Here is a 20,074-nt window from a genome sequence, read left to right as displayed (position 1 = left end):
GATGTCCCCCGCCGCACGGTGGATCAGCGGGAGGGGGTGGGGAGGAAGTGCTCCCCGCAGAGAAATGTGCGCGGCCCCCGGGCAAGACTGCGGACGAACCCGTATGCACATTTCCGAGGAGACGCTTCCGGAGCGCCCCCGACCCCACGGACAAAGGGCACGCATATCAGGGGCGCGAGGAACTGCGCGAGCAACCACCCACCGGCCGGCAGACGGTAACGGCGCCCCGGGGGCACCCCGGATGCCGAAGGGGTGGTGAGGGGCCGCGCCCCTGGGAACGCCAGACCCGCGCAGGGCCCAGCCCTGGAGCGGGAGAGCGCTCCCCGCAAAGAATCTGGCACTATGTGCCAGAGACCGCATGTGAACATGTGCCGCTATCCGCAGGGGGTGCTGTGCCCGGAACCGGCGCCGCCGCACCCCGGCCGCGGCACCTCGGCCGCAGCCGGGTGGCGCCCGACATCGTCAGGGGGAGCCCGGTGAAGCGCGCCGTGGGGCAGACCACGAGGGATCTGCGCCGGCACAACCGCACGTCCGTGCTGACCCGGTTGTACCTGCACGGCCCCGCGAGCCGGTTCGACCTGATGCGCGCCACCGGCCTGAGCTCCGCCACCGTCAGCAACGTCGTCACCGACCTGGTGGCCGACGGCCTCGTCGCGGAGGCCGGGCTGCTGGACTCCGACGGTGGGCGCCCCCGCACGCTGCTGGAGGTGCGGCCGGGCTACGCGCGGGTGGTGGGCGTGGACATCGGTGAGACCCACGTGCAGGTCGGCCTCTTCGACTGGACGCTGGAGACCGTCGCGACCGCGACGTTCCCGATGGACGAGGGGAGTCCCGAGCCCGCCGTGCTGGCCGCGCTCGTGACCGCCGGGATCGAGGAGGTCACGGCCGAGGCCGGGGCCGACCCGGGTGAACTGCTGGGCGTCGGTGTCGGTGTGCCGGGGGCCGTGCTGCCCGGCGGGCTCGTGCACGCGCCGACGCTGGGCTGGTCGGGCGTGCCGTTCGGCGGGCTGCTCGCGCCGCACGTGGCCGCGCCGCTGCACCTCGACAACTGCGCCCGCACGCTCGGGCAGGCCGAGATGTGGCGCGGGGCGGGCCGCGGGGCGGAGCGCGCGATCGTGGCGCTGCTCGCGGTCGGCGTGGGCGCGGCGGTGGCCACGGGCTCGCCCGGCGGCGTCACCAGCACGACGAGCGAGTGGGGGCACACCGTCGTCGAGGCGGGCGGCGCCGCGTGCCGCTGCGGCTCGCGCGGCTGCCTGGAGGCGTACGTGGGGGCCGACGCGATCCTGGAGCACTACGCCGGGGCGTCGGGTGGAGCGCGGCCCGGTCCGTCCGGGACGGAGCAGCGGGTGGCCGCGCTGATGGCCGAGGCGGGCCGGCCGGGCCCGGCGGCGGAGACCGTCCGGCGGACCGCGGAGTACCTCGGCATCGGCATCGCGAACCTGGTCAACCTGCTCAGCCCGGACCGGGTGATCCTCTCCGGCTGGGTGAGCGCCGCGATGGGTCCGGCGATGCTGCCCGCGGTGCGTGACGCGATGCGCCGGCACACGCTGAACTACCTGGCGGATGCCACGGCCGTGGAGATCGGCCGGCTCGGTCAGGAGGCGGTGGCGCTGGGCGCCGCGACCCTGCCCGTCCACGAACTCCTCACCGCCGGCGGCCGGTAGACCGGCCGCCGCGCCGCGGCCGGGAGTTCAGCCGTTCGCGGCGAACCGGTCCAGCGCGCGCAGCACGATGCCGCGGGTCTCCTCGGTGCCGAGGTGCCCGGCGTCCTCGACGACGGTCAGTTCCGCGTCGGGCCAGCCGCGCCGCAGTTCCCACGCGGTGTCCAGCGGGCCGCCCATGTCGAGCCGGCCGTGCACGAGCACGCCGGGGATGCCGGCCAACCGGTGTGCCTCGCGCAGCAGTTCGCCCTCCTCCAGCCATGCGCCGTGCGAGAAGTAGCGGGCGCAGATCCGGACGAAGGCCAGGCGGGCGGTGGTCGGGCGGTCGCCGTAGGGGTTGGCGGCGCCCCTGGTCTCGCCGGAGAGCACCGCGTCCTCCCAGGCGCACCAGTCGGCGGTGGCCCGTTCCCGTACGGCGGCGTCGGGGTGTTCGGTGAGCCGCGCGTAGGCGGCGACGACGTCGCCGTCGCGGGGGGTGCCGGGTGCGCCGGCCAGGAACCGCTCCCACTGCTCGGGGAAGAAGCGGCCGACGCCTCGGTAGAGCCAGTCGGTCTCGGAGCGCCGGGTCGTGGTCACGCTGGAGATGACGATCTCGCTGACGCGTCCGGGGTGGCGTTCGGCGTAGGCGAGGGCGAGCGTGGAGCCCCACGAGAAGCCGTGCAGCAGCCAGCGTTCGATGCCGAGGTGGGCGCGCAGGGCCTCCATGTCGGCGACGAGGTGGTGCGTGGTGTTGGCGGTGAGGTCGGTGGCGGGGTCGGCCGCGTGCGGGGTGCTGCGGCCGCAGTTGCGCTGGTCGAACAGCACCACGCGGTAGCGCTCGGGGTCGAAGAACCGCCGGGTGCCGGGGGTGCAGCCCGAGCCCGGGCCGCCGTGCACGACCACCGCGGGTTTGCCCCGCGGGTTGCCGCAGACCTCCCAGTACACGCGGTTGCCGTCGCCGGCGTCGAGCATGCCCTGCTCGTACGGCTCGATCGGCGGATACAACTCGGACATCGGCGAATCCTCCCGGCGGCAGATGTAACAGCGCTGTCATATTAGCGCCCGCCGGGGAGACGGCCCAGAAAAGCCGTGCACGACGATTGACTCCCCGATCCCTAACTACTTAGTTTAAGTCGCAGAAAAAGCAGCGACAGCCTCGCGCGCCGCACGTGCGCACCCCTGCCCGCGCACCTCCCGACACCCCGAACTCCCGTCCCCTGGAGCCCGTATGCCCTCCCAACCCGGCGACGGCCGGCTGTACATCGACGGGGCCTTCGTCCCCGCCGCCTCCGGACGAACGGAGGCCGTGGAGGAGAAGGCCACCGGCAAGCGCATCGGCGGCTACGCGCTGGGCGGCGCCGCCGACATCGACCGCGCGGTGGCCGCCGCCCGGGCCGCGCAGCCCGGGTGGGCGGCGCTGTCCGCGCCCGAACGCGCCGCCCACCTGCGGCGGTTCGGCGGCTACCTGGAGGACCACTACGACGAACTGGTCGAGCAGAGCATGCGCGAGACCGGCGGGGTGCGGGCCAAGGCCGAGGACGAGGTGGGCACCAGCATCCGCCAGCTCGCCCTGTCGGCCGTGCAGGTGAGCGAGCACGCCGGCGACATCCTGCCGCCGTACAAGGCCGGGAAGCTGTCGCTGTCCCGTGCGGTGCCGCTCGGCGTGCTGGGTTTGATCACGCCGTGGAACTACCCGATGAACCTGGCGATGCGCGCCGTCGCGCCCGGGCTCGCGTTCGGCAACACGGTCGTCCTCAAGCCCGCCGAGCTGACCCCGGTGATCGGCGGGCAGGCGCTCGCCGCGGCCGCCGACCACGCGGGCCTGCCGCCGGGCGTGTTCAACGTCGTCACCGGCGGCGGCCGGGAGGCCGGCTGGCCGCTCGCCCGCCACCCGGGCCTGGACATGCTGGACTTCACCGGCTCCCGCGAGGTCGGCCTCGCCATCTCCCGTGCGGCCGCTGGGGAGTTGCGGGACATCAGGCTCGAACTCGGCGGCAGCAACGCCTTCGTGGTGCTCGACGACGCCGACGTGCAGCTCGCCGCGAGCTGCGCGATGATCGCCTCCCTGGAGTTCCAGGGCCAGACCTGCATCAGTGCCAGCCGCCACATCGTCGTGCGGTCGGTGGCGGACGCCTACCTGGACGCCGTCACCCGCCGGGCCGCGGCCCTCACGGTCGGGGACCCGTTCGACCCCACGACCGTGCTCGGCCCGCTGATCAGCACCGCCCAGGTCGACCGGGTGCACCGCGCCATCGTCGAGCCGTCCCTGGCCATGGGCGCCCGGCTGCTCACCGGCGGCACCCACGACGGGCTGTTCTACCGGCCGACCGTGCTCGCCGACGTCACGCCCGCGATGCCGGCCTTCCGCGAGGAGATCTTCGGGCCGGTCATCCCGGTGACCGTCGTCGACACCGAGGCCGAGGCGATCGCGCTCACCAACGGCCTGCCCATGCTGATGAACTCCGTCTTCACCCGCGACCTGATCCGCGGCTACGGCGTCGCGGAGCAGCTCCAGGCCGGCGAGGTCCACGTCAACGACGCCCACGCCCGGCACGGCGCGGAGAACCAGATGCCCGGCTTCACCCGCCGCCAGTGGATCGGCCTCCAGCGCACCCCGTTGAACCTCCCCGCCTGGGCCGCCGCGCCCGCGACCGAAGAGAGCTGAGGGACCAGCCATGAGCGCAACCGACAGAACCCGCAGGGCGGGAGGACGGCGCGCCGCCGTCGCCCTGCTCGCCGCCGGTCTGCTGCTGGGCACGGCGGCCTGCGGGGGCGGCTCCTCCGGCGACGGCGCCAGGAACGGGGCCACCGGCGGCGCCAAGGGCAAGGTCACCCTCACCTTCTGGGACTGGGACCCCCACATGGACAAGGTGGTGGCCAAGTGGAACGCCGGCCACCCCGGCATCCAGGTCAGGCTCTCCAACCCGGCCGGCGGCGACCAGCTCGTGGCCAAGATGATCACCGCGCACGAGGCGAAGAACGGCCCGGACATCGCCAAGGTCGAGTACCAGTCGCTGCCCGCGCTGGTCTCCAAGGGCGTGGTCCGCGACATCACCCGCTACACCAAGGACACCGTCGCCGATTTCGACCGGGCCACCCTCGGCAGCACCACGTTCGAGGGCAAGGTGTACGGCGTCCCGCAGGACGTCGCGCCGCTGATGTTCTTCTACCGTGCCGACCTGTTCCAGCGGTACGGCCTCACCGTCCCCACCACCTGGGACCAGTTCGCCGCCACCGCCGCCGCGGTGCGCGCCAAGGCCCCCGCGTCCTACCTCACCAACTTCGACGCGGCCGACCCCGGCTGGTTCACCGGCCTCGCGCAGCAGGCAGGCGCCAACTGGTGGTCCGCCGACGGGGACTCGTGGAAGGTGGACATCGACGGCGCCCCGACCAGGAAGGTCGCGGCCTACTGGCAGGACCAGGTCGGCCGCGGTGCCGTCGCCAAGAACCCGTCGTTCTCCCCGCAGTGGAACAAGCAGATGAACGACGGCACCCTGCTCGCCTGGATCTCCGGCGCCTGGGCCCCCGCCCAGCTCGGCGGCATCGCGCCCGCGACCAAGGGCAAGTGGGCGGTCGCGCCGCTGCCCGCCTGGACCGCCGGCGACACCACCACAGGCATCTGGGGCGGTTCGGCCACCACCGTGACCAGCGACTCGCACCACCCCGCCGAGGCCGCCCAGTTCGCCTCCTGGCTGAACACCGACGACGCCGCCGTCACCGAACAGGTCAAGCAGATCAACGTCTACCCGGCCGCCACCGGCGGGCGTTCGCTGCCGATCCTCCAGGCGGCGCCCGCGTTCTTCCCGAACGAGCCGGACTTCTACGCGAAGGTGAAGCAGGTCGCGCCGTCCGCCCGCAGCTTCCCGATGTGGGGGCCCGACGTCACCGTGACCTTCACCGGCTACAGCGACTCCTTCGGCAAGGCCCTGCAGTCCGGCGGGTCGTTCACCGACGCCCTGACCGGGATGCAGAGCGCCGCCGTGGCCGACCTGAAGAAGCTCGGATTCACGGTCGGCTGATGGCAGCCACGACCGTCCGTGCGCGCGGGACCAGCCGCTTCCCGTACCTCCTGGTCCTGCCCGCCGTCCTGCTCTTCGCCGGGTTCGTCGCGGCACCCGGCGGGTACGCGCTGGTGCTCAGCTTCCAGCGCCGCAAGGTCAACGGCGGCCTGCTCGGCGGCGGCACCCACACCGTCTTCGCGGGCCTGGCCAACTACCGTGACGTGCTGGGGGACTCGGCGCTGTGGTCCGGCGTGGTGCGGATGCTCGCACTCGGCGCGATCACCGTGCCCGGCACCGTGCTGCTCGCGCTGCTCTTCGCGGTCCTGCTGGACCTGGAGGGCGCCCGGCTGCGGCGGCCGGCCCGGCTGGCCCGGCTGACGATATTCCTGCCCTACGCCGTCCCCGGCGTCATCGCGTCGCTGATGTGGGGGTTCCTCTACCTGCCCGCGACCAGCCCGATCGGCGGCGACCACGTCGACTTCTTCGGCCGCGTCGCGGTGTACTTCTCCGTCGGCAACGTGGTGGTGTGGGGTGCGGTCGGCTTCAACATGATCGTCATCCACACCGCGTTGCGCGCCCTGCCGCCCGAACTCCACGAGTCCGCACGGCTCGACGGCGCGAGCGAGTGGCAGATCGTGCTGCGGATCAAGGTCCCGCTGGTGATGCCGGCCGTGGTGATGTGCACCCTGTTCTCGGTGCTCGCCGCCCTGCAGGTCTTCAACGAACCGAACACCCTCAAACCCCTGTCCAACGCGTTGTCCTCCACCTGGGTGCCGCTCATGGACATCTACGACGAGGCGTTCGGCAACTCCGACATCCACTCCGCCGCGGCGACCTCCGTCGTACTGGCCGCGGCGGCGCTCGCGGTGTCGTTCGCCACCGCACGGCTCGTCCAGTCCCGGATCCCGCAGGAGGCCGAGTGACCACCGTCACCGGGACGTCCGCACCCGCCCTCCGCCGCGAAGCCGCCACGCCCGTCACCCGCGGGCGGGCCGCGGTCCTGCCCACCACCGCGCTGGTCCTGGGCGCGCTGTACTGCCTGGTGCCGACGCTGTGGATCCTCGTCGCGGCCACCAAGTCCCGCACCAGGCTGTTCTCGACCGACACCTACGTGCCGTCCCTCGACCTGGGCCTCGTGCACAACGTCCGGGACCTGTCCGGCTACCAGGGAGGCATCTTCTGGCGCTGGATGCTGAACAGCTTCTTCTACGCCACCGTCGGCGGGGTGCTCGCGTCCCTCGTCTCGGCCGCGACCGGCTACGCGCTCGCCAAGTACGCCTTCCGGGGCCGGACCCTGCTGTTCAACACGATCCTCGCCGGGGTCCTGCTGCCGCAGATCGTGCTGGCCGTCCCGCAGTACCTGCTGCTGTCCAAGGCAGGACTGACGGACAGTCGGTTCGGCGTGCTCCTGCCGCAGTTGTTCAACCCCTACGGAATCTACCTGTGCCGGATCTACGCCCGCGCGGCCGTCCCCGACTCCCTGCTGGAGGCCGGGCGGATCGACGGGGCGGGCGAGGCGCGGCTGTTCGTCTCGGTGGGACTGCGGCTCATGGGCCCCGGTCTGGTGACGGTGTTCCTGCTGCAGTTCATCGCCATCTGGAACAACTTCCTGCTGCCGTACGTGATGCTGACCAGCGACGACAAGTTCCCGCTGACGGTGGGCCTGTACAGCCTGCTGCGGCACGGGGCGGCCGAGGCGTCGCTGTACTCCCTGGTGATCACCGGCACCCTCCTGTCGGTGCTCCCGGTGATCGCCCTGTTCCTGTCACTCCAGCGCTTCTGGCGGATCGACCTGGTGACGGGGGCCCTCAAGTAGGGGACCGCGGCTCGCGCCTGTGCCCGGCCCCGAACCCTGTGCGGGCTTCACTTCTTGAAGCCCGCACAGGGGATTGACGCGACTCCGCGGTGAGGAGTTAATTCCATGCGAGGCGATGGGAGCGCTCCCACTTGCGAACGGGCGTACGCTCCCACGCCGTTCGCCGTGCCCGCCGTTCCGAGGAGCCGCCCGCATGACCGCACGCGCCCGTACCCGCACGCTCTCGGTGGCCGCCGCCACCGCCGCCCTGGCGGCCGTCACGGCCGCCGCGCCCGCCCATGCGGCCGCCCCCGCGCACTCCGCCCCGCCCGCCGCGCTCTACACCCCGCCGTCCGACCCCGGCGCGCAGGCGCAGATCCTCGACCTGCTGCGGCACCGCCAACTCAAGGACGCGGCAGGCGTGCTGGCCATGACGCTGACCCCGCAGGCCGTGTGGTTCAACGGCGGCGGAACCCCCGCCGACGTCCAGAAGTCGGTGCAGGCGACGGTCGCGTCGGCCGCCCGGCGCCACGCCCTGCCAGTGCTCGCGCTCTACAACATCCCCGGCCGCGACTGCGCCCAGTACTCGGCGGGCGGCGCGGCCGACACCGCGGACTACGAGGCGTGGATCGACGCGGTGCGCGCCGGCATCGGCGACCGGCCCGCCGACGTGATCCTCGAACCCGACTCGCTCGCCCTGCTGCCCTCGGACTGCGGCATGGACGACGCGCAGGGCACCAGGACCGCCGAGCGCTACGACCAGATCCACTACGCCGTGGACGCCCTCGAACCACTGGCCGGGACCAAGGTGTACCTGGACGCGGGACACAGCGGCTGGCACAACGTCAACGACATCGTGCCCCGGCTGATCGCCGGCGGGGTCGGCGACGCCACCGGCTTCTTCCTCAACATCTCCAACTACCGCTCGGACGCCGAACTCGCCTGGTACGGCAAGCTGGTCTCGTCCTGCCTGAGCTACGTGTCGGCCGGCGGTGACGCGGCCGCGTGCCCGAACCAGTACTGGCCGACCGCCGACGCGCAGAACTGGCTCGACGCGAACGTCACCACGGCGCCGTCGGCGATGAAGCACTTCGTGACCGACACCAGCCGCAACGGGCAGGGCCCCTGGACGCCGCCGGCGGGCGTCTACTCCGCCCCGCAGGACTGGTGCAACCCGCCCGGCCGCGGCACCGGCGCCCGGCCCACCCTGGCCACCGGCGACCCGTTGCAGGACGCCAAGCTGTGGGTGAAGATCCCCGGCCAGTCCGACGGCCAGTGCACCCGCGGCACCGCGGGGCCCGACGACCCGGAGCGCGGCTACCAGGACCCGGCGGCCGGTGCGTGGTTCCCGCAGCAGGCCCTCGAACTGGAGCGCAACGCCGACCCGAACCCGCTGCCGTAGCCGCGGGCCGTCCGGTCCCGCGCCTCCCGCGGGACCCGGGGGTTCCGGCCCCCCCGCGCCCCGCGACCCCGCGACCCGCCCGGCGGTGGACCTGACCTACCGCCCGGCGGGTCGCGGCACGCGCGGCCGCGCCGTCTCCGGCGCCGCTCAGCCCTTGTGCACGAAGCGCGCGGTGACGATCACCTTCGCGTTGTCGGCGAGGCTGCCCATCTGGTTCCACGTCATTCCGAAGTCGCTCCGCTTCACCGTCACTTCGGCGGTGACGGTGGCCGCGTCCGCGGTCGCGTCGCTGACCGTGGCGGTGAAGGTCAGCGGCCGGCTGATCTCGCGGATGGTGAGGTCGCCGGCCACCTCGACGGCGTCGGCACCGGCCGGCGTCAGGGAGCGGGCGGTGAAGACCACCTCGGGATGGTTCTCGGCATCGAAGAAGTCGCCGGAGCGCAGGTGCTTGTCGCGCTTGGCGTTCTTGGTGTCCAGCGACGCCGACTTCAGGGTCAGGGTGCCCTGGGCGGCGCCGCCCTGCACGTCGCCCTGGCCGTCGACATCGCCGAAGGTGCCCTTCACGTTCGCCATCCCCCAGAAGCCCTTGCAGGCGAAGCGGACCGAGGAGCCGGCCGGGTCCAGGACCCAGTGACCCTCGGCGGCACGGGTGACGGGGTGGGCGCTGTTCGCGGTCCCGGTGGTGTCGGACATGCGTGGTCCTTCCTCAAGGGCGCCGGCGCGACGGCCTGCTGTCGTATCGCTTCGAAGGAAAAAAACGCTACCAGATATTAGGTAGCCAGCGATTAGCTCACCAGCGAGATATCAACAGGGGCGGTTATCCTGGAGCCGTACCACAGCGTCCGTTGAGGACGGCAGTACCGATGGCAAGAGGAACACAGGAGTGCGCGGCATGGCGGGACCGATGGAGCCGGACGGAACGGCGGGATGCGGCGCCTCGGCGGTCATCGACCTCGGCGGCGACGCGGCCCCCAGCGCCGGGGAACTCGCGCTGCTCCAGCAGTGGCACGGCCTGCACTCCGGGGTGCGCCGCATGACCGACGGCCTGCTGGCCGACGTCGAGGCGGAGAACGGCCTGGTGCCCTCGTCGTTCCAGGCGCTGATGTTCCTGGTGGCCGCGCCGGGCCAGGCCGCGCCCATGAACCAGCTGGCCCAGGCGCTGGGCTTCTCCACCGCGGGGACGACCAAGGTGGTGGACCGGCTCGCCGAGGCCGGACTCGTCGAGCGGCGCCCCTCCGGCTCCGACCGCCGGGTCACCTACACCGCGCTCACCACCGCGGGCGCCGAGCGCGTGCTCGCCGCCTCGCGGACCCTCGCGCGGGTGCTGCGCACCCGGGTCGTCGATCCCCTGGGCGAGGAGGTGTTCGGCCGCCTCGCCGACGCCGTCGCCTCCCTGGATCCCGCGCCCGGCACCTGCTGACGCCTCGGCCGACCGCCCGCGCGCCCCGCCCCGGCCACGCCCCTGACCGGGGTGCTTGGTGCGGGTGTGACAGTTTCGCGACTCTGCGCGCTGTGTGGTGTAGGACCGCGCGCCTGAGGGCGGTGCGCGGTCCCCCTCTGCGACACGAGCGCGAGCGCGAAGGCAGGTGGCATGCGGGACCGGTCCGCGAGGCAGTGGCGGGGGCCGTACGCGGCCCTGCCGCCGGCGCCGGACCCCGGCCCGCGCCGGGGGAGCCGTGCATGACGTCCGCCTCCGCGCCCCCCGCCGCACCCGCGCCCGCCCCTGTCCCTCCCGCCGCGGACCCGGGCACGGCGCCGGTCCCGGACGGATGCGGCGACGGCGGCAACGGTGGCGCCGCGCAGGCCCGGGCGCGGCCGCACGACCGCCTGCTCGGGCACGCCGTGACGCGGGCGCGGGCCGGGGACGAGGCCGCGTTCGGCGACGTCTACCGCGCGGTCCAGCCGATGCTGCTGCGCTACGTCCGCGGGCTGGTGGGCGACGACGCGGACGACGTCGCCTCCGAGGCGTGGCACGACATCGTGCGCGACCTGGGGACCTTCCGCGGCGACGGCGACGCGTTCCGCGGCTGGGCCGCGACCATCGCCCGGCACCGGGCCCTGGACCATCTGCGGCGGGCGGTGAAGCGGCCGCGCACCACCGCGTTCGACGCGGTCCCCGCCGAGCCGGCCCCCGCGCCCGACTCCGCGGGCGTCGCGCTGGAGAACCTGTCCACGGCCGACGCGCTGGCGATGGTCGCGGCCCTCCCGCCGGACCAGGCCGGCGCGGTCCTGCTGCGGGTCGTCGTCGGGCTGAGCGGGCCGGCCGCCGCGGCCGTGCTCGGCAAGCGGCCCGGCGCGGTGCGCACCGCCGCCCACCGCGGGCTGCGCCGGCTCGCGGAACAGCTCGCCGAGACGCCCGCCGGCCCCGCGCGCTGACCGCCCTGCCGCCCTGCCCGGCGGTCCCGGACCGACGGCGCGGGAGGCCGGGACGGGCGCGGACGCACCCCCGGCGCGCGGGGCGGGGACCGGGTGGACGACCATGGGATGTACCGGGAAGACATGCAGGTCGTTCCCATGATCCGGCAGAGTGGGAGCCATGGTCCCCGAGATCCCGTCGCCGAACGATCCGCACCTGCGCCATATGCGCCGGTTGTTCCTCGCGGTCATCACGGGGAGCTTCCTCTTCCTGATCCCGTGGATCGCGTACCTCTCGGCGAGCCTGCCGTCGCACCACGAGGTCGACCAGTGGCGGCTGGCCTGGGTCGGCTTCGACGGGGCGCTGATCGTCGCCATCGGCGTCACCGCGCTCTGCGCCTGGCGGCGGCGGCAGATCTTCATCCCCTGGGCCATCGTGACCGCGACGCTGCTGTGCTGCGACGCCTGGTTCGACATCGTCCTCGACTGGAACAGCGACGAGCTGCTCGGCTCGGTCGTCACCGCCGTCGTCGCCGAGCTCCCGCTCGCCGCGCTGCTGCTCTACGTGGCGCGCAAGATGCTGCGGCTGACCGTGACCGTCGCCTGGCAGCAGGCGGGCCGCGAGGGCCCGGTGCCGCCGCTGTCCCGGCTGCCGCTGATGGTCCTTCAGGGCGAAGGGCAGGAGGTCGGGCGCGGGCGCGGCGGGCCGCGGCACGACCGCCCCGGCGACCCCCTCGGGGGCCGCCCGCACCCCGACGGCGGCACCGGGGACGCCCACGACCCGCGGCAGCAGCCGCGGGACGGGGCGCCCACCGACGGCCGCGACGCGCGCGATCCGCACGCCCCGCACACCCCGTACGACCTGCCCGCCCCGCACGACACGGACGAGCCGTCGGGCAGGAACGGGCACGGCCCGCACGTCCCGCACGGCGCGCACCGCACGGACCCGGACGGGGAGGACCGGCGCGCGCGGGACGCCCGCCGGGAGGACGCCGGCCACGAAGCCACCGACAGGGAGCAGCCCGATGACGACCGCCGCCACCCGCCCCGCCGATCGGCCTGAGGCCGCCGAGCCGTCCTACGACGTGCTGGTGGTGGGCGGCACCGGTGTCGACACCATCGTCCGCGTCGACGAGCTGGCGGTGCCCGACGGAGACTCCCTCGGCGTGCCGCCGATCCGCGACTACGTGGCCCACACCGGCAACGGGGTGGCGCTGGGCTGCCACGCGCTCGGGATGTCCACGAAGTTCCTGGACTTCCTCGGGGACGACGCGCAGGGCCGGATGATCCTCGACCGGTACGCCGCGACGGGCCTGGACTTCAGCCATGTGCCGGCGCCCGGCGGCACTCCGCGCAGCGTCAACCTGGTCGACCGGGCGGGCCGCCGCTTCTCCTTCTTCGACGGCCGGCATCCCGACGGGCTGCTGCTGCCGCGGGAGTTCTACCTGCCCTTCCTCGAACGGGCGCGGCACGTGCACGTCTCGCGCTCGCCGTGGGCCCGCGAGGTGTTCGACGAGGCCGCCCGCCTCGGGCTCCCCGTCTCCACCGACCTGCACGCCTGGGACGGCGAGGACACCTCGGCGCACCCCTGGGCGTACGGCGCCGATCTGGTGTTCCTCAGCGCCGCGCACACCCGGGCACGCACACCCGGGGTGATGCGGGAGATCGCCGACCGGGGGCGGGCCTCGCTGGTCGTCGCGACGGACGGCGCGGCGGGCTGCCTGGTGCTGCGGCGCGAGGACCGCGAGCCGCGGCGCTTCCCCGCGGTGGTGCCGGAGCGTCCGGTGGTCGACAGCAACGGCGCGGGCGACGCGTTCCTCACCGCCTTCCTGCACGCCCGGTCGCGCGGTGCCGACCTGGCGGAGTGCGTGCTCGCCGGATCGGTGTCGGGGGCGTACGCCTGCGGCAGCCACGGCACCCACGAGGAGGTCATCAGCGCCGCGGCCCTCGCCTCCGCGATGTCGCGGGCACGGTGGGCCGAGGACTGAGCCCGCGGGCCGCGCGCCCGGCCCCCGGCATCCGGGCCGTCGCGCCCCGCCGCCGGGTCGGTACGGCTAGCCGGCCTCGATGCGCCGCACGGCGGTGTCCAGCGCGGCGTCCCGCGTGCGGTACACCTCGCAGACCGGCGCACCGGTGGGCGTGCGGGTGTGGTCGATCTCCCACAGGCTCACCTCGCTGCCGTCCACCAGCAGGAACGCGTGCTCGTACAGCGTCCACGACACCAGGCGGCCCGCGACCAGCGTGCTGCGCCGGGTCACGATGCTGATGTCGTGCGCGATGGCGCCGCGCAGCCGGGCCAGCACGTCCCGGCCGGGCGCACCCGGGTTGGCGGCCCGGCGCAGCAGCCGCCAGGCGTGCTCGGGCGAGTCGGCCTCCGGGTAGGCGCGGCGCAGGGCCTCCTCGTCCGGACGCCGGGGCGGCTCGGGCACGGCGGGCAGCGCCGCCGGTTCGCCCGGCCCCTGGGGGAGGCCGAAGGCCGCGTCGACGTCCCACTCGGCGAGCACGAGGTCCTCGCGTTCGGTGAAGACGGCGTGCTCCACCTCCCCGCCGGGGCCGGTGTTGTGCTCCAGCTCCCAGACCACGCGCACGCCGCCGTCCGCCAGCAGGAAGCTGTGCCGGAACGTGCGCCGGTCCAGGCGGCGCGGCGGGCCCTTGGTGTGCCGGCAGGACTGCAGGCCGCAGTGGTGCATCAGCGCGGACCGCACCACGGCCAGCTGCCGCCGCGCCCGCGCCCCGTTGGCCGCGCGATCCAGCAGCCCGGACAGCTGGTCGGACGGACTCCCGCCCGAGCGCACGACGTGCGACCCCAGTGTCTCCGCGGGCTCTGCGTCCATTCGGCCCTCCCGGCTCCTCCGCCGTCCTACCCTTGCGGCGACTCAGGGTAGTAGCACGGTTGCCGATTGCACACGCGTTCCCAGAGATTCCCCGGCGCGCACGGACCGGTCACGCGCCCCCGACCGCCGGCGGCCTCAGGTTTCGCGGGGGTCCGGGGCCGAGCGCCCCGGCACGGTGAAGGGCGTGCCGCAGCGGCGGCAGGCCGCGGTCGCGGGGTCCTCGCGCATCGCGCCGCACTCCTCGCAGAGCCGGTCGAGCCAGCACACCGGGTCGCCGCCCTCCGTCACGCCGTGCGGCGCGCCGTCCGTCAGGCGCTGCGGCGCGCCCGCGCCCCCGTCGTGCGATGTGCCGTCCCGCGCGCCCTCTGCCGGGGACTCCGGCGGCACGTCGGGGATCTGCCGCCCGGGCACGTGCCGTTCACCGCTCATGACGCCTCCGCCGTCTCCTCGCGGCGCTCGTGGGCGCGCCGCCCGTCCCCGTGCCGCGCGTCCCCGTGCCGCCCCGCGTCGTCCGGGCCGGTGTCCGTCTCTCCGGTCGCGGCGTCCCAGCGGCTCATCGCGCGGCGCAGCGAACGGGACTCGGCGAAGCCGAGCCGGGCCGCGCGGGCCTCCGAGCCGCGCCCGGAGAGGGTCAGGCCCGCCGCCTGGATCCGCCGCACCGCGTCGAGTTCGGCGCGCCACGTGGTGCCCGCCTCGCCCAGGCGCCGCTGCAGGGTGCGCGGGCTCAGCGCCAGACTGCGCGCCGCGTCGGCCAGCGAGGGCCTGCCGTCGGGGAGTTGGGTGGCGATGACCTCACGCAGGCCGGGCACGGCCGGCGGCCGGTCCCCGCACGGCGCGGACAGCGCGCCCGCGGTGCGCCGGATGATGGCGGCCAGCGCCGGGTCCGCGGTCGCCAACGGCCGTTCCAGGTCGCTGCGGTGCAGGGTCAGCGAGTCCCGCCCGGCGTCGAACGCGATCTCCGCCGACCCGAACGCGTCCCGGTAGCCGGCCGTCCGGGTCGGCGCGCGGTGCGCGAACAGCACCCGCCGCGGGCAGAACAGCGCCCCTGTGGTGTGCCGCAGTTGCGCCGTCACCACCGCCATCGCGAACTCCGCGACCACGCCGCGCAGTTCGTCGTCACCGTGCCGCACCCCGTAGGTGACGGTGATCTCGTCGCCCTCCTCCTGCGTGGTCAGCAGGGAGTTGCTGCTCACCAGGTGCACGTTGGCCGACAGCTGCTCCAGGCCCTCGCCGACGGTGGACGCGGTGCTCAGCAGGTAGTCGAACAGGTCCAGCGTGCCCAGCCGGTAGCCGGCCGCGGCCAGCAACCCGGCGTCGGTCCGCCCGGTGTGCTGCACCACCGTGCCCCACAGCCGGTACGTGTTCGCCGAGGGCGTCCGCACGGTCTCCGGCGCGGACAGCACCCGCGGCAACCCCGCCATCCGGACGAGCCGTTCCGCTTCCTGCCGGCCGCGGGAGGAGGCGGTGGCGATGAAGCGGGGGATCACCACGCTCTCGGTGTACACCGGAACGGCGACGGCGCCGGTGATCCCGGTGGCGAACGGGTTGTCCCGGTCGTCGCGGGGGTCGGCGAACGGCTGGGCGGGCGGCATGCCGCGACACCTCCGGCGGTCGGCGGGCACGGCCGCCGCGGACGCCGGCCCGGGTGCCGTGAGGGGAGGTCTCGCAGCCTATACGCGGGAGGTGGCGCGTTGCGTCCCACGGGTGGCACATTCCGTCCTGGATTCCGCTTGCGGGCCGGTGGAGGATCGGTCACGGCGCCGCCGCGCGCCACCGCCTCCCGCACGGGGGAAGTACGGGGGTCTAGCGGGAGGAGCGGGGGAGAGCCGGTGCGGGCCCAGGCCGTCCGCACCGGCGCCCGTCGCGGGCCCGCCTCACGGCTGCGGGTCGAGCCAGTGGGCGCGGCCGATGCTGATGATGCGCATCCGCAACCGGGCCGCGTGCGCGAGGTGTTCGAGGCCGGCGGTGTCGTCCGGCGCCACGTCGAGGAACGCCGCCGCCGTCATCACCATGTGGTCGACGTAGAGTTCGGCGAGCACCCGCAGTTCCCCCGGCGACCAGCCCTTCGATGCCGGCTGCGTGGCCAGTCCCGCGGCCACCTCGTCGGCGAAGCCCTGGAGTTCGGCGGCGATCGCCTCCCGCACCGCCTGTACCCCGCCGTAGCGCTCGCGGGCGATGAAGCGGATGTGCGGCCGGTGGCGGGCGACGTACTCGGCGGTGATGGCGACCGTGCGGTCGATGATGCCGGCCGAGTCGGTGGTCTCGGCCATCACCGCACGGATCACCGCGTGCAGGCTGCCCAGCGACTCGCCGACCAGGGCCACGCCGAGGCCCGCCATGTCGGGGAAGTGCCGGTAGAAGGCGGCGGGGGAGACACCCACCGCCCGGGTCACCTCGCGCAGCCCCAGGCTGCTGAGGTTCTGGTGTTCCAGCAGCCGCAACCCGGCGTCCAGCAGTGCTTGCCGGGTCTGTTGCTTCTGGGCCTGGCGGACCCCGGGAGTGTGACTCATGTCATTCAGTAAACAACCGTTCGCCGACTTTCGCCACCGTACACTGAGGAAGTCAGTGAACAACTGTCATCCGAAACGTCAACTCGTTGGAGGGGTAGTCGACATGAGCCTCGTCGTCCTCCTGCTGGGCATGGGCATCCTGATGGGCGCCGCCGCCCACACCCCGCTCGGCGTCTTCACCGTGGCGGCCGCCGCGATCGGCCTCTGGCTGGTCGGGTTCGCCGTCCGCGAGCGCCTCAACCGCAACCGCGGCTGACGCGGCGGCGTTCCGCCGTCCCGCGCCCGCGCCACCGTCCCCGCTCCATGACCGTTCCGGAAGGGAACACCGTGAACACCGCAGCCCACCCGGTCGCGACCCGCACTCCGGCCGCGCGGACGACCACCCGCGACGCCGACGGAATGGCCGTCGCCTCGTTCCTGCTCGGCCTGCCGGGCCTGCTCGTCCTCAATCTGGTGCTCGGCCCGGCCGCCATCGTGCTCGCCGCCGTCGCGCTCTCCCGGGGCACCGCCCGCCGCGGCCGCGCCCTGCTCGGCCTGACGCTCGGCGTCGCCGACCTCGTCGTGATGACGGTGCTGACCATCGCCAACCACGGCGTGATCTGGTCGTTCGCCTGACGGCGCCCGGGCCGGTCCGGATCGTGTCCGGGACCGGCGCCGGGCCCGTGCGGGTCAGCTCAGGTCGATCCCGGGGTACAGCGGGAAGCCGGCCAGCAGGTCCGCGGCACGCTGCGCGACCTGGTCGGCGACCGCCGCGTCCAGGACGTGGTGCGCCTTGGAGAGGCCGCCCTTGGGTGCCGGCGCCGCGGTCGTCCCCGACAGCACCGTGTCGATGAGCCCGGCGATCTCGTCCATCTCCGCCGGGCCCAGCCCGCGCGTGGTGAGCGCCGGGGTGCCGATCCGGATGCCCGAGGTGTACCAGGCGCCGTTCGGGTCCTGCGGGATCGCGTTGCGGTTGGTGACGATGCCCGACTCCAGCAGCGCGGCCTCCGCCTGACGGCCCGTCAGCCCGTAACCGGAGACGTCGATCAGCACCAGGTGGTTGTCGGTGCCGCCGGTGACCAGCCGCGTCCCGCGCTTGAGCAACCCCTCGGCCAGCGCACGGGAGTTGTCCACGATCGCCTGCGCGTAGCCGCCGAACTCGGGCCGGGCGGCCTCCGCGAGCGCCACCGCCTTCGCGGCCATCACGTGCGGCAGCGGGCCGCCGAGCACCATCGGGCAGCCGCGGTCCACGTGCTCGGCCAGTTCCTCGTCGCACAGCACCAGGCCGCCGCGCGGGCCGCGCAGCGACTTGTGCGTGGTGGTCGTGACGATGTTGGCGTGCGGCACCGGGTCGAAGTCGCCGGTCAGCACCTTGCCCGCGACCAGGCCGGCGAAGTGCGCCATGTCGACCATCAGCGTGGCGCCGACCTCGTCGGCGATCTCCCGCATGATCCGGAAGTTCACCAGGCGCGGGTACGCGGAGTACCCCGCCACCAGGATCATCGGCCGGAACTCGCGGGCCGTGGCGCGCAGCGCGTCGTAGTCGAGCAGCCCGGTCGCCGGGTCGGTGCCGTAGCTGCGCTGCTCGAACATCTTGCCGGAGATGTTCGGCCGGAAGCCGTGGGTGAGGTGGCCGCCCGCGTCCAGCGACATGCCGAGCATCCGCTGGTTGCCGAAGTCGGCCCGCAGCCGCGCCCAGTCCTCCTCCGACAGGTCGTTGACCTGCCGCACGCCGGCCTTGGCCAGCGCCGGGCTCTCCACGCGCTGCGAGAGCACCGCCCAGAACGCGACCAGGTTGGCGTCGATGCCCGAGTGCGGCTGCGCGTAGGCGTGCGCCGCGCCGAAGACGCCGCGGGCGTGCTCGGCGGCGAGGGCCTCGACGGTGTCCACGTTGCGGCAGCCGGCGTAGAAGCGGCGGCCGACCGTGCCCTCGGCGTACTTGTCGCTGAACCAGTTCCCCATCGCCAGCAGCACGGCGGGGGAGGCGTAGTTCTCGCTGGCGATCAGCTTGAGCATCTCGCGCTGGTCGGCGAGTTCCTGGGTGATGGCGTCGGCCACGCGCGGCTCGACGCCGCGGATGACGTCCAGTGCGCTGCGGAAGGCGACCGACTCGGTGCTGTACGGGCTCGCTGCGGGCTCTGCCATGGCAGTCCTCCGGGGATCGGCATCGGGACGGCCCAGGCGCACGGCACATGTGTGGTGGCGACGAGCCGCTCCCCGATGGTTGACCCCATCCCTGCGCGCCAGTCACGGCTCGCCGTGAGCATAGCAACGCGCGGACCTGGGCGGCGAGCGCTTCCGGGGAGCGGGACGGCCCCGCCGGGCGCGCCGGTACGGGTGTTTGGATGGAGCGGTGAGCCGGCCCCGCGCGACCGCGGGGCCCGACCCCGACGAACGGTCTGGAGACGCATGGACACCACCGCCCCGCCCGTCACCACCCGCGTGCACGCGGGCACCGGGGTGATCGCCCTGGACCGGCCGGGCGCGCTCAACGCGCTGGACCTGGCCATGGTGCGGCTGATGACCGAGGCCCTGGAGCGCTGGCGGGACGACGACGCCGTCCGGTCCGTGCTGGTGGTCAGCACCTCGCCCAAGGCGTTCTGCGCCGGCGGCGACATCCGGGCGGTGCGCGACGCGGGCCTGCGCGGCGACGACGTCGCGGTCACCGCCTACTTCACCGCCGAGTACGCGCTGAACGCGCTGATCGCCGGATACCCCAAGCCCTACACGGCACTGGTGGACGGCTACGCCATGGGCGGCGGCCTCGGCATCTCCGTGCACGGCTCGGCCAGGGTGGTGACGGAGCGGGCCTCGCTGGCCATGCCGGAGACCGCGATCGGCTTCTTCCCCGACATCGGCGCCAGCCACTTCCTGCCGCGCCTGCCCGGTGCGGCCGGGTGGTACCTGGGCCTGACCGGCGCGCGGATCTCGGCGGCGGCCGCCGCCGAGTGCGGGCTCGCCACGCACTACGTCCACGCCGCGGAACTCCCCGCGCTCCAGGCGGCCCTCGCCGGCGCGGGTGACGACCCCGGGGAGGCGCTCGACCGGTTCGCCACCGCCGCGCCGCCGTCGGAGCTGACGGCGCACCGCGAGACGATCGCCCGCTGCTTCGACGCCCCGGACCTCGCGTCGGTCGGCGCCCGGCTGGAAGCCGAGCGGTCGGACCGCGAGTGGGCCCGGGAGACGCTGGCCACGCTGCGGGCGGCGTCGCCGATGAGCCTGCGGATCACCTTCGACCTGCTGCGGGCCGGTGCGGGGGACAGCCTCGACGGCTGCCTGGCGCGGGAGCTGGAGCTGGCCCGCAGGACCGCGCGCGAACCCGACTTCCACGAGGGTGTGCGCGCCCTGCTGGTCGACAAGGACCGCCGACCCCGCTGGGCATCCCTGGAGGCGTCCGTCATTTGAGACGACGGTTTCATGATGCGGACAGGCGGCGTAGCGTGACCGTCAGCCCGCCTACCGTGGGCGGGACCTGACGGCGCGGACCCGAGCGGACCCGGCGGCCGCACCCCGGAACCGGTACCTGACGCCTGCCGCCGGGATGCCGGGGCCGGACGG

Annotated in this window: 20 protein-coding genes and 1 riboswitch; of the genes, 13 read left to right on the top strand and 7 right to left on the bottom strand. The window is 74.2% G+C overall.

Features of this window, described 5'->3' with window-relative positions:
• Positions 1–488 precede the first annotated feature (488 nt).
• Positions 489–1,664 carry an ROK family transcriptional regulator gene (locus tag BMW99_RS13275; RefSeq protein WP_245791422.1) on the top strand — a complete coding sequence of 392 codons (1,176 nt, stop codon included), beginning with the start codon at positions 489–491 and terminating at the stop codon, positions 1,662–1,664.
• Positions 1,665–1,691: 27 nt separating this feature from the next.
• On the opposite strand, the gene pip is transcribed toward BMW99_RS13275, so the two are convergent.
• Positions 1,692–2,654 (bottom strand): prolyl aminopeptidase, encoded by a 963-nt coding sequence (pip, locus tag BMW99_RS13270; RefSeq protein ID WP_069466203.1) that lies wholly within the window; start codon positions 2,652–2,654, stop codon positions 1,692–1,694.
• 214 nt (positions 2,655–2,868) lie between these two features.
• On the opposite strand from pip, the gene BMW99_RS13265 reads away from it, so the two are divergent.
• The 5 genes from BMW99_RS13265 (at position 2,869) to BMW99_RS13245 (ending at position 8,838) form a co-directional block, all read left to right on the top strand.
• On the top strand, positions 2,869–4,305 hold the full coding sequence (locus tag BMW99_RS13265; protein WP_069466202.1) for an aldehyde dehydrogenase family protein: 1,437 nt from the start codon (positions 2,869–2,871) through the stop codon (positions 4,303–4,305).
• Positions 4,306–4,315: 10 nt separating this feature from the next.
• On the top strand, positions 4,316–5,659 hold the full coding sequence (locus BMW99_RS13260; RefSeq protein WP_069466201.1) for an ABC transporter substrate-binding protein: 1,344 nt from the start codon (positions 4,316–4,318) through the stop codon (positions 5,657–5,659).
• The gene (locus BMW99_RS13255; RefSeq protein ID WP_069466200.1) at positions 5,659–6,564 is read left to right on the top strand and encodes a carbohydrate ABC transporter permease; all 906 of its coding nucleotides are present in this window, start codon (positions 5,659–5,661) and stop codon (positions 6,562–6,564) included. The genes BMW99_RS13260 and BMW99_RS13255 overlap by 1 nt, the downstream gene beginning before the upstream one ends.
• Positions 6,561–7,457 carry a carbohydrate ABC transporter permease gene (locus BMW99_RS13250; RefSeq protein ID WP_069466199.1) on the top strand — a complete coding sequence of 299 codons (897 nt, stop codon included), beginning with the start codon at positions 6,561–6,563 and terminating at the stop codon, positions 7,455–7,457. The genes BMW99_RS13255 and BMW99_RS13250 overlap by 4 nt, the downstream gene beginning before the upstream one ends.
• Before the next feature lie 193 nt (positions 7,458–7,650).
• On the top strand, positions 7,651–8,838 hold the full coding sequence (locus BMW99_RS13245) for a glycoside hydrolase family 6 protein (protein ID WP_075016847.1): 1,188 nt from the start codon (positions 7,651–7,653) through the stop codon (positions 8,836–8,838).
• A 147-nt stretch (positions 8,839–8,985) separates the two neighbouring features.
• Here BMW99_RS13245 and BMW99_RS13240 read toward each other — a convergent pair whose 3' ends face one another.
• Complete coding sequence (locus BMW99_RS13240; RefSeq protein WP_075016846.1) at positions 8,986–9,531, bottom strand: YceI family protein; 546 nt, start codon at positions 9,529–9,531, stop codon at positions 8,986–8,988.
• 199 nt (positions 9,532–9,730) lie between these two features.
• Between BMW99_RS13240 and BMW99_RS13235 the strand changes: the two genes are divergently transcribed.
• The 4 genes from BMW99_RS13235 (at position 9,731) to BMW99_RS13220 (ending at position 13,181) form a co-directional block, all read left to right on the top strand.
• Complete coding sequence (locus tag BMW99_RS13235) at positions 9,731–10,258, top strand: MarR family winged helix-turn-helix transcriptional regulator (RefSeq protein ID WP_245791421.1); 528 nt, start codon at positions 9,731–9,733, stop codon at positions 10,256–10,258.
• Positions 10,259–10,518: 260 nt separating this feature from the next.
• Positions 10,519–11,214 (top strand): RNA polymerase sigma factor, encoded by a 696-nt coding sequence (locus BMW99_RS13230; RefSeq protein WP_079138334.1) that lies wholly within the window; start codon positions 10,519–10,521, stop codon positions 11,212–11,214.
• A 160-nt stretch (positions 11,215–11,374) separates the two neighbouring features.
• On the top strand, positions 11,375–12,256 hold the full coding sequence (locus BMW99_RS13225) for a hypothetical protein (protein ID WP_069463064.1): 882 nt from the start codon (positions 11,375–11,377) through the stop codon (positions 12,254–12,256).
• On the top strand, positions 12,219–13,181 hold the full coding sequence (locus BMW99_RS13220; RefSeq protein ID WP_069463065.1) for a carbohydrate kinase family protein: 963 nt from the start codon (positions 12,219–12,221) through the stop codon (positions 13,179–13,181). Before BMW99_RS13225 ends, BMW99_RS13220 begins: the two co-directional genes overlap by 38 nt.
• Before the next feature lie 66 nt (positions 13,182–13,247).
• Here BMW99_RS13220 and BMW99_RS13215 read toward each other — a convergent pair whose 3' ends face one another.
• From BMW99_RS13215 to BMW99_RS13200, 4 genes are all read right to left on the bottom strand, one after another.
• Positions 13,248–14,027 (bottom strand): DUF6227 family protein, encoded by a 780-nt coding sequence (locus BMW99_RS13215; RefSeq protein WP_075016845.1) that lies wholly within the window; start codon positions 14,025–14,027, stop codon positions 13,248–13,250.
• 135 nt (positions 14,028–14,162) lie between these two features.
• Positions 14,163–14,456 carry a hypothetical protein gene (locus tag BMW99_RS13210; RefSeq protein ID WP_069463066.1) on the bottom strand — a complete coding sequence of 98 codons (294 nt, stop codon included), beginning with the start codon at positions 14,454–14,456 and terminating at the stop codon, positions 14,163–14,165.
• Positions 14,453–15,619 (bottom strand): AraC family transcriptional regulator ligand-binding domain-containing protein, encoded by a 1,167-nt coding sequence (locus BMW99_RS13205; RefSeq protein WP_069463067.1) that lies wholly within the window; start codon positions 15,617–15,619, stop codon positions 14,453–14,455. Before BMW99_RS13205 ends, BMW99_RS13210 begins: the two co-directional genes overlap by 4 nt.
• Before the next feature lie 282 nt (positions 15,620–15,901).
• Complete coding sequence (locus BMW99_RS13200) at positions 15,902–16,537, bottom strand: TetR family transcriptional regulator (RefSeq protein ID WP_069463068.1); 636 nt, start codon at positions 16,535–16,537, stop codon at positions 15,902–15,904.
• Positions 16,538–16,640: 103 nt separating this feature from the next.
• On the opposite strand from BMW99_RS13200, the gene BMW99_RS41300 reads away from it, so the two are divergent.
• Together BMW99_RS41300 and BMW99_RS13195 are read left to right on the top strand one after the other, a co-directional pair.
• A complete protein-coding gene (locus BMW99_RS41300) occupies positions 16,641–16,793 on the top strand; it encodes a hypothetical protein (RefSeq protein ID WP_176735451.1) in 153 nt (50 codons plus the stop codon).
• 47 nt (positions 16,794–16,840) lie between these two features.
• Positions 16,841–17,152, top strand: a complete 312-nt coding sequence (locus BMW99_RS13195; RefSeq protein ID WP_069463069.1) for a DUF4190 domain-containing protein — start codon at positions 16,841–16,843, stop codon at positions 17,150–17,152.
• 54 nt (positions 17,153–17,206) lie between these two features.
• On the opposite strand, the gene BMW99_RS13190 is transcribed toward BMW99_RS13195, so the two are convergent.
• A complete protein-coding gene (locus BMW99_RS13190) occupies positions 17,207–18,661 on the bottom strand; it encodes a glycine hydroxymethyltransferase (RefSeq protein WP_069463070.1) in 1,455 nt (484 codons plus the stop codon).
• A 23-nt stretch (positions 18,662–18,684) separates the two neighbouring features.
• Positions 18,685–18,777, bottom strand: a riboswitch (ZMP/ZTP riboswitch).
• A 148-nt stretch (positions 18,778–18,925) separates the two neighbouring features.
• Between BMW99_RS13190 and BMW99_RS13185 the strand changes: the two genes are divergently transcribed.
• Positions 18,926–19,921 carry an enoyl-CoA hydratase/isomerase family protein gene (locus BMW99_RS13185; RefSeq protein WP_069463071.1) on the top strand — a complete coding sequence of 332 codons (996 nt, stop codon included), beginning with the start codon at positions 18,926–18,928 and terminating at the stop codon, positions 19,919–19,921.
• Positions 19,922–20,074 lie beyond the last annotated feature (153 nt).

It is taken from the genome of Actinacidiphila rubida, from assembly GCF_900110255.1.
Classification (GTDB): Bacteria; Actinomycetota; Actinomycetes; order Streptomycetales; family Streptomycetaceae; genus Actinacidiphila; species Actinacidiphila rubida.
Note: the sequence above shows the minus strand (reverse complement) of the source record. Positions and strands in the feature narration are given on the sequence as shown.

Bases quoted from the DNA above. Each gene is read 5' to 3' on its own strand.
- BMW99_RS13260 (WP_069466201.1), top strand. From the start codon at position 4,316: ATGAGCGCAACCGACAGAACCCGCAGGGCGGGAGGACGGCGCGCCGCC.
- BMW99_RS13215 (WP_075016845.1), bottom strand. From the start codon at position 14,027: ATGGACGCAGAGCCCGCGGAGACACTGGGGTCGCACGTCGTGCGCTCG.
- BMW99_RS13210 (WP_069463066.1), bottom strand. From the start codon at position 14,456: ATGAGCGGTGAACGGCACGTGCCCGGGCGGCAGATCCCCGACGTGCCG.
- BMW99_RS41300 (WP_176735451.1), top strand. From the start codon at position 16,641: ATGAGCCTCGTCGTCCTCCTGCTGGGCATGGGCATCCTGATGGGCGCC.
- BMW99_RS13220 (WP_069463065.1), top strand. From the start codon at position 12,219: ATGACGACCGCCGCCACCCGCCCCGCCGATCGGCCTGAGGCCGCCGAG.
- BMW99_RS13255 (WP_069466200.1), top strand. From the start codon at position 5,659: ATGGCAGCCACGACCGTCCGTGCGCGCGGGACCAGCCGCTTCCCGTAC.
- BMW99_RS13245 (WP_075016847.1), top strand. From the start codon at position 7,651: ATGACCGCACGCGCCCGTACCCGCACGCTCTCGGTGGCCGCCGCCACC.
- BMW99_RS13200 (WP_069463068.1), bottom strand. From the start codon at position 16,537: ATGAGTCACACTCCCGGGGTCCGCCAGGCCCAGAAGCAACAGACCCGG.
- BMW99_RS13185 (WP_069463071.1), top strand. From the start codon at position 18,926: ATGGACACCACCGCCCCGCCCGTCACCACCCGCGTGCACGCGGGCACC.
- BMW99_RS13240 (WP_075016846.1), bottom strand. From the start codon at position 9,531: ATGTCCGACACCACCGGGACCGCGAACAGCGCCCACCCCGTCACCCGT.
- BMW99_RS13230 (WP_079138334.1), top strand. From the start codon at position 10,519: ATGACGTCCGCCTCCGCGCCCCCCGCCGCACCCGCGCCCGCCCCTGTC.
- BMW99_RS13235 (WP_245791421.1), top strand. From the start codon at position 9,731: ATGGCGGGACCGATGGAGCCGGACGGAACGGCGGGATGCGGCGCCTCG.
- BMW99_RS13265 (WP_069466202.1), top strand. From the start codon at position 2,869: ATGCCCTCCCAACCCGGCGACGGCCGGCTGTACATCGACGGGGCCTTC.
- pip (WP_069466203.1), bottom strand. From the start codon at position 2,654: ATGTCCGAGTTGTATCCGCCGATCGAGCCGTACGAGCAGGGCATGCTC.
- BMW99_RS13190 (WP_069463070.1), bottom strand. From the start codon at position 18,661: ATGGCAGAGCCCGCAGCGAGCCCGTACAGCACCGAGTCGGTCGCCTTC.
- BMW99_RS13195 (WP_069463069.1), top strand. From the start codon at position 16,841: ATGACCGTTCCGGAAGGGAACACCGTGAACACCGCAGCCCACCCGGTC.
- BMW99_RS13205 (WP_069463067.1), bottom strand. From the start codon at position 15,619: ATGCCGCCCGCCCAGCCGTTCGCCGACCCCCGCGACGACCGGGACAAC.
- BMW99_RS13225 (WP_069463064.1), top strand. From the start codon at position 11,375: ATGGTCCCCGAGATCCCGTCGCCGAACGATCCGCACCTGCGCCATATG.